Below are 14,795 nucleotides of genomic sequence, written 5' to 3' on the forward strand. Positions count from 1 at the left end.
ATGACCAGGATCACGACCGGCGAGATCACCACCCACGTCCAGCGGCTCGACGCCGCGCGCCGGGCCGACGCGACGGGCGAACCCCCCGTGGTCGTCTTCGTGCACGGCCTCCTCACCGACAGCCTCGCCAGCTACTACTTCACCCTCGGCCCGGCCTTCGCCGCCGCCGGCGTCGACGTCGTCATGTACGACCTGCGCGGCCACGGCCGCAGCGACCGGCCCCGCACCGGCTACCGGCTGGAGTCGTTCGTCGGCGATCTCACCGGGCTGCTCGACGCGTTGAGCGAGCGGCGCCCGGTCCACGTGGTGGGCAACTCGTTCGGCGGCACCGTGGCCGCCGCGCTGGCCGCCTGGCACCCGGAGCGGGTGGCCACCGTCACCATGATCGAGTCTGAGCCGCCGGTCGCCGAGTGGACCCGGCACATGGCCGCGGGGCTCGGCGACGCGCGCGAGCGGCTGGCCAGGGAGGAGGTCATCGACTGGATCGCCGCCCACCACGGCGCGCACACCGCCCGCCTCTCGCGCGGTGCCAGCCGCATCCTGGAGACCACCACCCTGGCCGACGACGTCCCCGCGGGCCGGGTGATAGCGGACGACCTGAGCGCCCTCACCCGCCCGCTGCTGGCCATCTTCGGCGACGAGTCCGGGCTCGCGGCCCAGGTCCCCGAACTGACGGCCAAGGTCGCCGACTGCCGCGCCGTGGTCCTGCCCGAGCAAGGGCACTCGGTGCTGGTCGAGCGCACCGAGGAGACCCGCGAGCTGATCCTCGACTGGGTCAGGGAGCACACCCTGGCCGGGACGGCGGTGCGGTGACGCGTTTCCTGCTGGTGGTGCCGCCGCTGGTCGGGCACGTCAACCCGCTGGTCGGCGTCGCCGCCGAACTGGGCCGGCAGGGTCACGAGGTGGCCTGGGCGGGGCACGCCGGCCAGCTCGCCCGGCTGGTCGGCGCCGACGCCGTCGCCTACGACTGCGACCTCCCGGGCACCGACCTGCGCCGGCCGCCCGAGCTGACCGGGCCCGCCGCGTTCCGCTTCCTGTGGCGGGACGTCTTCGTGCCGCTGGCCGACCTGATGGCACCCGGCGTGCACGCGGCCGTCGACGCCTTCCGGCCCGACCTGGTCGTCACCGACCAGCACGCGGTGGCCGGCGCGCTGGTCGCCGAGCGGCGCGGCATCCCGTACGTCACCTCGGCCACCACCTCGGCCGAACTCGCCGACCCGCTGGCCGGCCTGCCCAAGGTCGGGGCCTGGCTCGCCCGGCTGCTCGGCGCGCTGCGCGACCGGATCGGCGACCCGGCCGCGACCGGCGACCCCCGGTTCTCGCCGCACGGCGTCGTCGCCTTCACCGGGCGCGAACTCCTCGGCGACGCGCCGCTGCCGCACGGCCGGGTCCGACTCGTCGGGCCCGTCATCGCGCCCCGACCGGCGGCCGGCGCCTTCCCGTTCCACCGGCTCGACCCGGGCCGCCGGGTCGTGCTGGTCACCCTGGGCACCGCCAACGTCGACGTCGGCGGCCGCTTCCTCGCCGAGTCACTGGCCGCGCTGCGGGCCGCCCGCGAGCGGGTCCAGGGCATCGTCCTCGACCCGGGCCACACCCTGCCCGCCGAGCTCGGAAACGGGCACGGCGACCCGCTGGTCCTCGACCGGGTGCCGCAACTCGACCTGCTGCCGCACCTGGACGCGGTGGTCTGCCACGGCGGGCACAACACCGTCTGCGAGTCGCTGTGGCACGGCGTCCCACTGGTGGTCGCCCCCATCAGGGACGACCAACCCCTGGTCGCGGGACAGGTGGTGGCCGCGGGCGCCGGCGTACGGCTGCGCTTCGGCCGGGCCGACGCGGCCCGGGTCGGCGCCGCGATCGCCGCCGTCCTCGACCCCGCCGGCGGCCACCGGGCCACTGCGGCGGCGATCGGCCGCGGCTTCCGCGCGGCCGGCGGCGCCACGGCGGCCGCCGACCACCTGGAGACGATCGCCGCCCACCGCGCCGGTGTTCCGGCGCCCCACTGATCCGCGCCCCCACCGCGACCCCGGGACCACAGATGACAACGGCCGCGTCCGTGACCGCACCGCCCTCGTCCCCACCACCCGCCCCCGCCCCGTCGCCGGCCGCCGAACCCGGCCCGCTGCGGGTGCTGTTCGGCTACGCCCACCCCCACCGCCTGGTGCTGGCCGCGTCGTTGCTGCTCGTGCTGGCCGCCAGCGTCTCGGGCCTCGTCCAACCGCTCGTCGCCCAGCGCGTGTTGGAGGCCCTGGCGGCCGGGGACAGCGCCACGGGACCGATCGTATGGCTGGCCGCCCTCGTGGTGGCCGGCGCGGGCCTCACCGGGCTGCAGTCCTGGTGGCAGCAGCGCACCGCCGAGCGGGTCGTCCGCCAGGTGCGCCGTGATCTCGTCTTCCGGCTGATCCGGCTGCGCGTACCGGAGTTGGACCGCCGCGCCCCCGGCGACCTGATCGCCCGGGTCACCTCGGACAGCACCCTGCTGCAGAACGCCGCCACCGAGGGCCTGGTCAACGTCGCCAACGGCACGCTCAGCATGGCCGGCGCCCTGGTCCTGATGGGCACCGTGCACGCCGGGCTGCTCGGCGTGACCGTGGCCGTGCTGGGGACCGTCACCGCCCTGCTCACGGTGGTGCTGCCACGCATCAGGCGGGCCGTGTCCCGAGCCCAGGAGTCGGTGGGCGCGGTCGGCGCCGCCCTGGACCGCACCCTCGGCGCGGCCCGCACCGTCAAGGCCAACGGCGCCGAGGCCAGGGAGACCGCCGCCGCCGAGGAGGCGATCGAGGGCGCCTACCTGGCCGGCCTCACCGGCGCCCGCTACGCCGCCTGGGTCCGGGTGCTGTCCGGCGTCTCCGTCCAGGCCGCCTTCCTCGCCGTGCTCGGCGTCGGCGGGGCGCTGGTCGCCGCGGGCGACCTGACCGCCCCGGCGCTGATCGCCTTCCTGCTCTACGTCTTCTACCTGGCCGGCCCCATCGGCTCGCTGGTCGCGGGGCTCGGCACCCTCCAACTCGGTCTCGGCGCGGTCGGCCGCGTCGAGGAGGTGGGCCGGATGCCGGTGGAGGAGGACGTCGACCACGCCCCGCGACCGGTCCAGGGCCCGCCGCCCGCCGTCGAGTTCGCCGACGTCCGGTTCTCCTACCCGGGCCGTGGCCCCGCGCTCGGCGGCGTCTCCTTCACCGCCCCCGCCGGCGGCCAGACGGCGTTGGTCGGGCTCTCGGGCGCCGGCAAGACCACCACCTTCGCGCTGCTCCAGCGCTTCTACGAGCCGACCGCGGGCCGGATCCGCATCGGCGGCGTCGACATCGCCGAGCTCGGCCGTGCCGAGGTCCGCCGGCGCATCGCCTATGTCGAGCAGGACGCGCCGGTGATGGCCGGCACCCTGGAGGAGAACCTGCGCTACGCCCAGCCCGACGCCCCGCCCGAGGACATCGCCGAGGCGTTGCGGCTGACCCGCCTCGACGCGCTGGTGGCGCGGCTCCCCGAGGGGCTCCGCACCCCCGTCGGCAGCCGGGGCGTCACCCTGTCCGGCGGCGAACGGCAGCGCCTGGCCATCGCCAGGGCCCTGCTGCGCCGGCCCGAGGTGCTGCTGCTCGACGAGGCGACGGCCCAACTCGACGCCAGGAACGAGCAGGCGCTGCGGGAGGCGGTGGACTCGGCGGCCCGGCGCTGCACGGTCATCCTCATCGCCCACCGGCTCTCCACGGTCACCGGGGCCGACCGGATCGTGGTCCTCGAACACGGCCGGGTGCGCGCCGTGGGCGGCCACGAGGATCTTGTCGCCTCCGACGCGCTCTACCGCGAACTGGCCGCGTCCCAGCTGTTGGTGGGGGAGGAGGACGAAGAGTCGGGGGCCCCGCCGCTCAGCCGGCGGCCGGCTCGCCGCCCATCAGCCGGGTGAACGCGTCCGGTTCGGCGTCGAAGCCGCGCAGCACCGCGTGGAACGACCAGGCGCCCAGCGCGTCCCTGGTGAACTCGGCGACGGTGGCGGCGGTCGAGCCCGCGACGGCCGCGAAGTCGCTCTCCGCCAGTACCGTGTAGCCCTCGCGGACCCGGAAGCCGGCGCCCGAGAGGTCGCCGAAGGTGACCCGGCCGGTCCGCTGCTGGACGGCCACGCCCACCACCACCCGGACGAACTCCGGTGCCAGGCGGTCCAGTTCCAGGACGATCACCTCGTCGTAGCCGAAGCCCTGACCGGTGCGGCTGTCCCGGCTGAGGGTGATGGTGCCGTCGGGGGAGCGGCTGTCGAAGTGCACCAGATAGGCCGGTTGACCGTGGGGGTCGTTCGCCCGGTAGGTCGCGCCGATGAGGTCGACGTCCAGGGCCGGGGCGCCCAGCGGCGCGGGATCCCACCTGACTGCCACCTCGACCTTGCCGATGCCCTTGCTGGCGCCGCCGCTTGCACCGCCCACGGAAACTCCCCTCCGAACCGTCAGTGACCTCGGGCCGCACGCCCCCGGCTGAACTGCCGGAACGCCACGCCCCGTTGTCCATACTGTCACGCTCGCGCACGCCGCCGCCCGTAACGCGGAAGTTTCCCGCACGACCCGGTGCAGAAATAGCCTGTGACAGTACAATGTCACCCGCTACTGGCCGTCGCGGCGGCCCCCTCACCCCTTCCGACGGGAGCCCCATGCCCGTTTCCGACCGTCCCCACTCGCCCGCCCCCGCGGTGCTCGCGACCACGCCCGCGGGCCGGCCGCTCGGCGTCGGCGAGGCGCGGCTCACCGGCGGCCTCCTCGCCGCGTGGCAGCGCCGCAACGCCGAGGCGACCCTGCCGCACGCCGTCCGCGAGATCACCCGCGCCGGCAACCTGACCAACCTCCGTCGGGTGGCGGGCGAGACGGCCGACGACGAGCCCTACCACGGTCGTTACCCGTTCCTCGACACCGACGTGTACAAGACGTTGGAGGGCCTCGCCTACGAGCTGGCCAGGGGCACCGCGGACGCCGAGAGCCAGGCCTTCTACGCCGAGAGCGTCCGGCTGATCGAGCGCGCCCAGGCCGAGGACGGCTACCTCGGCAGCTACTTCCAGGGACCGGAACCGGCCAAGTCCCCCTGGTCCGACCTGGCCTGGGGCCACGAGCTGTACAACCTCGGCCACCTGACCCAGGCCGCCGTCGCCGCCGCCCGCCAACTCGACGACCACCGACTGCTGCGCGTCGCCCGCCGCTTCGCCGACCTCGTCGTCCAGCGCTACGGAGACGACGGCGAACCCCTCTACTGCGGCCACCCCGAGGTCGAGATGGCCCTGGTCGAGCTCCACCGGGAGACCGGCGAGCCCGCCTACCTGCGGCAGGCCCAGCTCTTCGTCGACCGCCGCGGTGCCGGCCGGCTGGAGCACAGCGTCTTCCCGCCCTCCTACTTCCAGGACCACCTCCCGCTGCGCGAACTGCCGTCCGCCACCGGCCACGCCGTCCGCATGACCTACCTGGCGGCCGGCGCCACCGACCTCGCCGTCGAGACCGGCGACGTCGAACTCCTGGCCCACCTCCAGGCGCTGTGGGACGACATGGTGGACACCAAGCTCCACCTCACCGGCGGGCTCGGCAGCCGCCACTCCGACGAGGCCGTCGGCGACCGCTACGAACTCCCGCCCGAGCGCGCCTACGCCGAGACCTGCGCCGCCATCGGCACCATGCAGTGGGGCTGGCGGCTCTTCCTCGCCACCGGCAGGGCGGACGTCCTCGACACCGTCGAACGGGTGCTGTTCAACGCCTACGCCGTCGGCACCTCGCTCGACGGGCGCGCCTTCTTCTACGACAACCCGCTCCAGCGCCGCCCCGACCACGACCAGCGCAGCGGCGCCGAGTCCGGCGGCGAACTCCTGCGCCGCGCCTGGTTCGGCTGCCCCTGCTGCCCGCCCAACATCATCCGCTGGAACGCGCAGCTCCAGGACCACCTCGCCACCGCCGACGCCGACACCCTCACCATCGGCCTCTACGCCGCCGCCCGGCTGCGCGCCGAGCCGCTCGCCGTCACCGTCACCACCGACTACCCGTGGGACGGCCGGGTGACCGTCGAGGTCGACGCGGCCGCCGACCGGCCCGTCACCCTCGCGCTGCGGGTCCCCGGCTGGGCGCGCGGCGCCAGCGCGACGCTCGGCGACCACCCCGCCGCGCCCGCCGACCCCGGCTGGCTGCGGCTCACCCGCGTCTGGCGGCCCGGCGACCGCCTCGTCCTCGACCTGCCGCTGCGGGTCCGCGCCGTCGCCTCCCACCCCCACCTCGACGCCACCCGCGGCACCCTCGCCCTGCTCCGCGGCCCCCTCGTCTACTGCCTCGAACAGCAGGACGCGGGCGCGCCCGTCGACGACCTGCTGCTCGCCCCGGACGACCTGCCGTCCTTCCACGAGGGCGTCGGCGACCCGGACCTCGGCCCTGACGTCACCACCCTCGCCGCCGAGTTGGCCACCGCGCCGCCGGCCGGCCGAGAGCTCTACCCCGAGCTCACCCCCGACCCCGGGCCAGACCCCCGGCCCACCCCGGCGCCCCGCGCGCCCGTCCGCCTCGTCCCCTACTTCCTGTGGGGCAACCGCGAGCCCGACGCCATGCGCGTCTGGTTGCGCCGGTTCTGACGACCCCAGCACCACACCCCCAGACGACCGATCCCCCTCGCCCCCTGGAACGCCCCGGCGCCAGCGGCTTGCGAAAGGAACCCGAGTGAAGAGAACCCACCTCGCCACGGCCGCGGCCATCACCGCCGCCGTGCTCACCCTCGGCGCCTGTTCCAACGGCGGCCCGGGCGGCGGAGCCGCCGACTCCGACGGCGGCTCCGTCTCCTACACGGACACCCCCGAACGCGGCGGCACCGTCCGCGTGCTGCAGAACGCCGACTTCTCCTACCTGGACCCGGCCCGCGGCTTCGACGGCGGCGTCAACAACTTCTACCGCCTCGTCTACCGCACCCTGACCACCCCGGCCCCCGGGAACGCCGACGACCCCTCGGCGATCGTCCCCGACCTCGCCACCGACCTGGGCACCCCCTCTGAGGACGGCCTCACCTGGACCTTCACCCTCAAGGAGGGCGTGCGTTTCGAGGACGGCACCCCGATCACCTCCGCCGACGTCAAGTTCGGCATATCCCGCGCCTGGGACCCGGAGATCGGCATCGGCTCGCCCTACGCCCGGCAGGTCATCGACGCGCCCGAGGGCTACGAGGGCCCCTACCGCTCGGGCCCGCTCGACACCATCGAGACCCCGGACGAGCGCACCATCGTCTTCCACCTGCGGGAGCCGTACCCCGAGTTCGGCTCGGTCGTCGCCCAGAACAGCTTCGTGCCCTTCCCCGAAGGCACCGGCGCCGGCGACGAGTTCATCAACGACATCATCGCCTCCGGGCCCTACCGCCTCGACTCCTACACGCCCGGCAGCGAGATCCGGCTGGTCCGCAACGAGGAGTGGGACCCCGAGACCGACGAGGTCCGCGCCGCCTACCCCGACCGCTGGGAGTTCGTCATCGGCCTCGACCCGGCCACCATCGACGAACGGCTGCTCGCCGGCCAGGGCGCCGACGCCAACGCCATCTCCCTCACCATCCAGCCCGCCACCCTGCCCCGCGTCCAGACGCCCCAACTCCAGGACCGGCTGCAGCGGATGGAGGGCATCTGCCAGACCTACATGGGCCTCAACACCACCAGGGAGCCGTTCGACGACGTCCGGGTGCGGCAGGCCATCAACTACGCCGTCGACCGCGCGGCCGTGCAGAACGCCAGCGGCGGCACCCAGTTCGCCGACATCTCCACCACCATCCTGCCCGCGACCGTCGCCGGGTACCGCGAGTACGACCTCTACCCGAGCGAGGGCCACCGCGGCGACCCGGAGGCCGCCCGCGCCCTGCTGGAGGAGGCCGGCTACGGCGACGGCTTCGAGATGACCCTCGACATCCGCTCCCAGCCGAAGATGCGGGCCCAGGCCGAGGCCATCCAGCAGTCCCTCGAACCGCTCGGCATCGACATCGAGCTCAACGTCATCGACGTCTCCTCCTACTACGAGACCATCGGCACCCCGGCCCTCCAGCACGACGCCGCCATCACCGGCTGGTGCCCCGACTGGGCCTCCTCGGCCAGCACCTTCCTGCCGCCGCTCTTCGACGGCCGCGGCATCACCGAGGTCGGCAACCCCAACCTCGCCCAGCTGAACGACGAGAACATCAACGCCCGCATCGACGAGATCCGCGCCATGACCGACCTCGACGCGGCCAACGAGCAGTGGGGTCTGCTCGACGAGGAGATCATGGAACTCGCCCCCATCGTGCCGCTCGCCGTGGAGTCCGGCATCACCCTGCCCGGCGAGAACATCACCGGCATCTACGCCAACCCCGGCTCAGCCAGCGGCGGCATCGACTTCGTCCTCGTCGGCCTGCGGGACCCAGAGCGGGGCTGAGATGACCGTCCTCCCCACCGAGTTGGAGGTCGTGGAGCAGAGCGCGCCGCCGGCGACGGCCGGCGGCGCGCCCGGCGCCCGACCCCTGCGCGCCCTCACCCGCGACCCCGGAGCCCTGCTCGCCGGCGGCTACATCCTGCTGATCGTGCTGATGGCCCTGTTCGCACCGCTGATCGTCAGACTCAGCGGCTGGGGCCCCTACGAGTTCGACCAGCAGGCCATCGACCCCGACCTCGCCGGCGTGCCGCTCGGCGGCTGGGGCGGCGCCGGCTCGGACCACTGGTTCGGCGTCGAACCCGGCAGTGGCCGCGACATCTTCGCGCGCATCGTCTACGGCGCCCGCGTCTCCATGCTGATCGCGCTCTCCGCCACCGCGCTGACCACCCTGCTCGGCGTCGTCCTCGGCATGCTCGCCGGCTACCTCGGCGGCCGCGTCGACTGGGTGATCTCCCGCGTCATGGACTTCCTGATGGCCTTCCCCGCGCTGATCTTCATGATCGCCATCCTGTCGGCGCTCCCCGCGAGCAACCGCTCGGTGGCCCTGGTCGTCGTCATCTCGCTGTTCGGCTGGCCCTACCTGGCCCGCGTCGTGCGCGGCCAGACCATGTCGCTCGCCCAGCGCGAGTTCGTGGAGGCCGCCCGCGCCTCGGGCGCCTCCACCGCCACCATCGTGTTCCGCGAGATCCTGCCCAACCTGCGCTCCACCATCATCGTGCTGACCACGCTGGCCATCCCCGGCTACATCGGCACCGAGGCCGGCCTGTCTTTCCTCGGCATCGGCGTCGTCCCACCCACCCCTTCCTGGGGCCAGATGATCGCCTCCTCCGTCAACTGGTACACGGTCGTGCCCAGCTACTTCGCCATCCCCGGCGCCTTCCTCTTCCTCCTGGTGCTCTCCTTCACCGTCCTCGGCGACCGGCTGCGCGCCGTCCTCGACCCGGGAGGGGCCCGCCGATGACCCGCTACCTGTTCGTGCGCCTCTCCGGCGTCCTGCTGATCCTGCTGCTGGTCTGCCTGTTCACCTTCGGCGTCTTCTTCGTCCTCTCGCCCGACCCGGCCGTACAGATCTGCGGCAAGAACTGCACCCCCGAGCTGATCGACCGCATCCGCACCAACCTCGGACTCGACGAGCCGCTGTTCGCCCAGTTCACCGGCTTCCTCGGCGGCCTCTTCGCCGGCCGCACCTACGGCACGGGCGAGGGCGCCGTGCACTGCGCCGCGCCCTGCTTCGGCTACTCGTTCCAGTCCAGCCAGCCCGTCTGGGAGATGATCACCGACCGCCTCCCGGTCTCCGTCACCCTCGCCGTCGGCGCCGCCGTGCTGTGGCTGCTCGCCGGCGTCGCCGGCGGCCTGATCGGCGCCCTGAAGCAGGGCACCTGGTGGGACCGGAGCGCCATGATGGTGGCCCTGGCCGGCCTCTCCATCCCCAACTACGTGTTCGCGCTCCTCCTCCAGTACGTGCTGGTGGTCGAGCTCGAATGGCTGCCCTTCCCGCAGGCCGTCGCCTTCGGCGACGACCCCGCGCTCTGGTTCCAGAGCTACCTGATGCCCTGGATCGTGCTCGCCTTCGCCTACGCCTCGGTCTACGCGCGACTCACCCGGGCCAACGTCATCGACACCCTGGCCGAGAACTTCGTGCGCACCGCCCGCGCCAAGGGCCTGCCACGGCAACAGGTGATCCGCCGGCACGCGCTGCGGCCCGCGCTCACCCCGATCGCCACCATCTTCGGCATGGACTTCGCCGGGCTGCTCGGCGGCGCCCTCATCACCGAGACCGTCTTCGGCCTCAACGGCATCGGCAAGATGACCGCCGACGCCATCGGCCGCAACGACCAGCCGGTGATCATGGGCGTCACCCTGCTGGCCGCCGCCTTCGTCGTCGTCGGCAACGTCGTCGTCGACCTCGTCTACACGGCACTCGACCCGAGGGTGAGGCTGACCGTCGCATGACCACGCCCCTGTTGGAGGTCCAGGACCTCACCATCGCCTTTCCCACCCCCGCCGGCGGCGGCACCGAGGTGGTCAGCGGCCTCGGCTTCGCCCTGCCACCCGGCGGCTCGCTCGGCATCGTCGGCGAGTCGGGCTCCGGCAAGTCCATGACCAGCCTGGCCGTCATGGGCCTGCTGCCGCCCGATGCCCGGCTCACCGGCCACATCAGGCTGGCCGGCGAGGAGATCGCGGGACTGCCGGAGCGTCGCATGCGGGGGATCCGCGGCGACCGGATCGCCATGGTCTTCCAGGACCCGCTCTCCTCGCTCAACCCCTACTACACCGTTGGCTTCCAGATCGAGGAGGCCTACCGCGCCCACCGCGCCGGGGTCACCCGGCGGCAGGCGCGCCGGGTCGCCGTCGAGGCCATGGAACGCGTCCGCATCCCCGACGCGGCCCGCCGCGCCGGCCACTACCCGCATCAGTTCTCCGGCGGCATGCGGCAGCGCGTCATGATCGCCATCGCGCTCTCCACGGAACCCGACCTGCTGATCGCGGACGAGCCCACCACCGCGCTCGACGTCACCGTGCAGGCGCAGATCCTCGCGCTCCTCAAGGAGATCCAGCGCGACACCGGAACCGGTCTTGTGCTCATCACCCACGACCTGGCCGTGGTCAGCGAGATGGTCGACGACGTCGTCGTGATGCGCGCCGGCCGCTGCGTCGAACGCGCCCCGGTCGCCCGGCTGTTCTCCGACCCACGGCACCCGTACACCCGCGCCCTGCTGGACGCGGTGCCCCGGCTCGACGACGAGGTCGGCGAGCTGCGCACCGTCGAGGCGGCGGCGCCCGACACCCCGCGGGAGGGCGAACGATGACCGGCACCGCACCCCTGCTCACCGCCCGCGGCCTGGTCCGCGAGTTCACGCTGCGCGGCGGCGCCCCCTTCGCCCGGCGGCCCGTGCTGCGCGCCGTCGACGGCGTCGACCTGGAGCTGCGCGCGGGCGAGACCCTGGCCCTGGTGGGCGAGTCCGGGTCCGGGAAGTCCACCACCGCCCGGCTCGTCGCCCGACTCCTCGACGCCACGGCCGGCACCGTCGAGTTCGAGGGCGAGGACGTCACCCGCCGCACCGGCGCGGCCCTGCACCGCTTCCGTTCCGGCGTCCAGGTCGTCTTCCAGGACCCCTACTCCTCGCTGAACCCCCGGCACACCGTCGAACGCATCGTGACCGCGCCGCTCACCTACCAGGGCCGCGAAGTGCCGGGCGGCGCCCGTGCCTTCACCCGCGCCCTGATGGAGCGCGTCGGCCTCGACCCGGACCACTCCACCCGCTACCCGGCGCAGTTCTCCGGCGGGCAGGCGCAACGCATCGGCATCGCCCGGGCGTTGGCCGTCGGACCGAAGGTGGTGATCTGCGACGAGGCCGTCTCGGCGCTCGACGTGTCCGTCCAGGCCCAGGTGATCAACCTGCTGCGGCGGCTGCAACGCGAGGAGGGCCTCGGCTACCTGTTCATCGCCCACGACCTCGCCGTGGTCCGCCAACTCGCCGACCGCGTCGCCGTGATGCACCAGGGCCGGGTCGTCGAGAGCGGCGACCGCGACGCCGTGTTCGGCGCCCCCCGACACGAGTACACCCGCACCCTGCTGGCCGCCGTGCCGCGGATCCGCCCCGAGTGGGAGGCCGCCCGCCGGGCCCGCGCCCGTGACCGAGGAGACGACGCATGACGGCCGACCCCGAACCCGACCCCGGCTACCCGTTGCGCGGCCTGTGGATCACCGAGCACCGGGTGACCGCCCCGCTCGACTGGTCGGCGCCCGACGGGCGCACCGTCGAGGTCTTCGCCCGCGAGGTCGTCGCCCCGGAGCGGCGCGCCGAGGAGCTGCCGCTGCTGCTCTTCCTCCAGGGCGGGCCCGGCGGGCGCTCGCCGCGCCCCCTCGACCGGTCCGGCTGGCTCGGCGAAGCGCTCGACCACTACCGGGTGGTGCTGCTCGACCAGCGCGGCACCGGCCGCTCCAGCCCGATCGACGGCGCCGTCATGACGGCCCTCGGCTCGGGCGCGGCCGGCGCCGAACTCCTCGCTCTCCACCGGGCCGACTCGATCGTCGCCGACGCGGAACACCTGCGGCGCACCGTCTACGGCGGCCGGCGCTGGGCCACCCTCGGCCAGAGCTACGGCGGCTTCGTCACCCTCACCTACCTCTCCCGCGCCCCCGAGGCGTTGACCGGCTGCTATGTCACCGGCGGGCTGCCCGGGCTGCCGCCCGACGCGGCCGAGGTGTACCGCCGCACCTATCCCCGGGTGGCCGCCAGGAACCGCGAGTTCTACCGGCGCCACCCGGGCGACGCGGAGATCGCCGCCGCCGTCGCCGACCTGCTCGGCGAGGACGACGTGCGGCTGCCGGACGGCGACCGGCTCACCGTCCACCGCTTCCAGTCGCTCGGTCTCGACCTCGGCATGAAGCCCGGCACGGAACGGCTGCACTGGCTGCTCGAGGACGCCTTCGCCGCGCCGGGCCGGCTCTCCGACACCTTCCTCGAACAGGTCATGGTCCGGACCTCGAACACCGGCAGCCCGCTGTTCTGGACCCTCCAGGAATCCATCTACGCCCACGGCGCGGGCGGCGGCCCCACCGGCTGGGCCGCCCAGCGGGAACGCGCCCACCACCCCGAGTTCGCGCCGGACGCCAGGCCGCTGTTCTTCACCGGCGAGATGGCCTACCCCTGGATGACGACCGAGATCAGGGCGCTGCGCCCGTTCCACGCCGCCTGCGAGGAGTTGGCCGCCCGCACCGACTGGCCGCCGCTGTACGACCTGGACCGGCTGGCCGCCAACGAGGTGCCGGTGGTCGCCGCCCTCTACCACGACGACCTGTACGTCGACTTCCACCTCCAACTGGCCACCGCAGCCCGGCTCGGAAACACCCAGGTGTGGATCACCAACGAGCACGAACACGACGGGCTCGCCTCGGGCCGGGTCTTCTCCCGGCTGCGCGAGCTGATGCGCGACCGAGGAGGAGAACGGAGATGACGGAACCGACCACGAGCCGGCCCCCCTACGCCGGCACCCGACCCCCACGCCTCACCGAGGTGTCCGCCTTCACCACCGCCATCGGCACCGGCTGGGCCGAGGTGGACACCCCCGTGCCGCTGCCGCCCGGCGCCGCCGAGGCCGCCGCCGACCACCGCGCCCGGCTCGTCGCCCGCCTCGGCCCCGGCACCGTGGTCGCGGGTGCCGGCCGCGCCCCGGTCCGCAGCAACGACACCGCCTACGACTACCGCGCCGACAGCGACTTCGTCTGGCTGACCGGATGCGCCGTCGAGGACGCCGTGCTGGTCCTCACCGCCGGCCGCGGCGACCCCCAGGACCACGCCGCCACCCTCTACCTCCCGCCGCCCGCCAGGCCGGGCGAGACCGGCTTCTTCGCCGACGCCGCCCACGGCGAGCTGTGGGTCGGCCCAGCCCCTGGCGTCGCCGACTGGGCCCGGGCGCTCGGCGTCGAGGTCCGCCCGCTCGCCGACCTCGACGCCGCCCTCTCCCGGGTCGCCGGCGCCGGCGCCACCCCGGGCACCGAACCCGACCTCGTCCGCCGGCACGGCCTGAAGGCCGACCCCGAACTCGCCACCGCCCTCTCCGACCTGCGGATGGTCAAGGACGCCTGGGAGATCGAGCAGCTCCGGCAGGCCGTGGACCACACCGTGGCGGGCTTCGCCGCCGTCGTCGGTGAGATCCCCACGGCCGTCGCCGCCGGCGGCGAGCGGTGGCTCCAGGGCACCTTCGACCGGCACGCCCGCACCGTGGGCAACGGCCCCGGTTACGCCACCATCGTGGGCTCGGGACCGCACGCCGCCACCCTGCACTGGGTGCGCTGCGACGGTCCCGTGCTGCCCGACCAGCCGCTGCTGCTCGACATGGGCGTGGAGACCAGGTCGCTGTACACGGCCGACGTCACCAGGACCGTGCCGCCCGGCGGCCGGTTCACCGAGGCGCAGCGGCGGGTCCACGACCTGGTCGAGGCCGCGCACCTGGCCGGTCTCGCCCAGGTGGCTCCCGGCCGCACCTACGCCGACTTCCACTTCGCGGCCATGGAGGCGGTCGCCCGGGGCCTGCACGACTGGGGGCTGCTGCCGGTCTCCGTCGACGAGGCGCTGTCGCCGGCCGGGCAGCAGCACCGCCGCTACCTGGTCTGCGGCATCGGCCACCACCTCGGCCTGGACGTGCACGACTGCGCCCGCTCCGGCTACGAGGCGTACCAGGGCGCGCCGTTGGCGCCCGGCATGGTGCTCACCGTGGAGCCGGGCCTCTACTTCCACCCGCACGACCTCACGCTGCCGCCCGAACTGCGCGGCATCGGCGTGCGGTTGGAGGACGACCTGCTGGTCACCGAGGACGGCGCCGAGGTGCTGTCCGGCGCGCTGCCGATCTCGGCCGGCGGCGTCGAGGAGTGGGTGCGGGGCCTGCTGTGAGCGGCGGGCGGGTCAACCGCCC

The 14,795-nt window shown here is 74.2% G+C and carries 12 protein-coding genes; 11 read left to right on the forward strand and 1 reads right to left on the reverse strand.

The features are described 5' to 3' along the window. From ACFWI8_RS22060 to ACFWI8_RS22070, 3 genes are read left to right on the forward strand one after another with little or no spacing between them, the layout of a single operon-like run. Entirely contained in the window at nt 1-813 is an 813-nt protein-coding gene (locus ACFWI8_RS22060; protein ID WP_387094233.1) for an alpha/beta fold hydrolase, read from the forward strand. Continuing rightward, on the forward strand, nt 810-2,006 hold the full coding sequence (locus tag ACFWI8_RS22065) for a glycosyltransferase (RefSeq protein ID WP_387094236.1): 1,197 nt from the start codon (nt 810-812) through the stop codon (nt 2,004-2,006). The genes ACFWI8_RS22060 and ACFWI8_RS22065 overlap by 4 nt, the downstream gene beginning before the upstream one ends. Before the next feature lie 50 nt (nt 2,007-2,056). Then, nucleotides 2,057-3,895 (forward strand): ABC transporter ATP-binding protein, encoded by a 1,839-nt coding sequence (locus ACFWI8_RS22070; RefSeq protein ID WP_387094239.1) that lies wholly within the window; start codon nt 2,057-2,059, stop codon nt 3,893-3,895. Here the strand turns inward: ACFWI8_RS22070 and ACFWI8_RS22075 are convergent. Then, nucleotides 3,858-4,406: a TerD family protein gene (locus ACFWI8_RS22075; protein WP_387094241.1), complete on the reverse strand. Its 549-nt coding sequence runs from the start codon at nt 4,404-4,406 to the stop codon at nt 3,858-3,860. The genes ACFWI8_RS22070 and ACFWI8_RS22075 overlap by 38 nt on opposite strands. Nucleotides 4,407-4,627: 221 nt before the next feature. Here ACFWI8_RS22075 and ACFWI8_RS22080 point away from each other — a divergent pair, with 221 nt between their 5' ends. The 8 genes from ACFWI8_RS22080 (at nt 4,628) to ACFWI8_RS22115 (ending at nt 14,773) form a co-directional block, all read left to right on the forward strand. After that, nucleotides 4,628-6,571, forward strand: coding sequence for a glycoside hydrolase family 127 protein (locus ACFWI8_RS22080; protein ID WP_387094244.1), 1,944 nt, complete (start codon nt 4,628-4,630; stop codon nt 6,569-6,571). Between the two features lie 85 nt (nt 6,572-6,656). Then, a complete protein-coding gene (locus ACFWI8_RS22085) occupies nt 6,657-8,378 on the forward strand; it encodes an ABC transporter substrate-binding protein (RefSeq protein WP_387094246.1) in 1,722 nt (573 codons plus the stop codon). A gap of 1 nt (nt 8,379) precedes the next feature. Further along, the gene (locus ACFWI8_RS22090) at nt 8,380-9,336 is read left to right on the forward strand and encodes an ABC transporter permease (protein WP_387094249.1); all 957 of its coding nucleotides are present in this window, start codon (nt 8,380-8,382) and stop codon (nt 9,334-9,336) included. Continuing rightward, a complete protein-coding gene (locus ACFWI8_RS22095) occupies nt 9,333-10,328 on the forward strand; it encodes an ABC transporter permease (protein ID WP_387094252.1) in 996 nt (331 codons plus the stop codon). The genes ACFWI8_RS22090 and ACFWI8_RS22095 overlap by 4 nt, the downstream gene beginning before the upstream one ends. After that, complete coding sequence (locus ACFWI8_RS22100; protein WP_387094255.1) at nt 10,325-11,185, forward strand: ABC transporter ATP-binding protein; 861 nt, start codon at nt 10,325-10,327, stop codon at nt 11,183-11,185. The genes ACFWI8_RS22095 and ACFWI8_RS22100 overlap by 4 nt, the downstream gene beginning before the upstream one ends. Then, nucleotides 11,182-12,033 carry an ATP-binding cassette domain-containing protein gene (locus ACFWI8_RS22105; protein WP_387094258.1) on the forward strand — a complete coding sequence of 284 codons (852 nt, stop codon included), beginning with the start codon at nt 11,182-11,184 and terminating at the stop codon, nt 12,031-12,033. The genes ACFWI8_RS22100 and ACFWI8_RS22105 overlap by 4 nt, the downstream gene beginning before the upstream one ends. Further along, on the forward strand, nt 12,030-13,337 hold the full coding sequence (locus tag ACFWI8_RS22110; RefSeq protein WP_387094261.1) for an alpha/beta fold hydrolase: 1,308 nt from the start codon (nt 12,030-12,032) through the stop codon (nt 13,335-13,337). The genes ACFWI8_RS22105 and ACFWI8_RS22110 overlap by 4 nt, the downstream gene beginning before the upstream one ends. Continuing rightward, complete coding sequence (locus ACFWI8_RS22115) at nt 13,334-14,773, forward strand: aminopeptidase P family protein (protein WP_387094264.1); 1,440 nt, start codon at nt 13,334-13,336, stop codon at nt 14,771-14,773. The genes ACFWI8_RS22110 and ACFWI8_RS22115 overlap by 4 nt, the downstream gene beginning before the upstream one ends. The last annotated feature ends 22 nt before the right edge of the window (nt 14,774-14,795 follow it).

The organism is Streptomyces sp. NPDC127098 (assembly GCF_042722465.1).
Classification (GTDB): domain Bacteria; phylum Actinomycetota; class Actinomycetes; order Streptomycetales; family Streptomycetaceae; genus Streptomyces; species Streptomyces millisiae.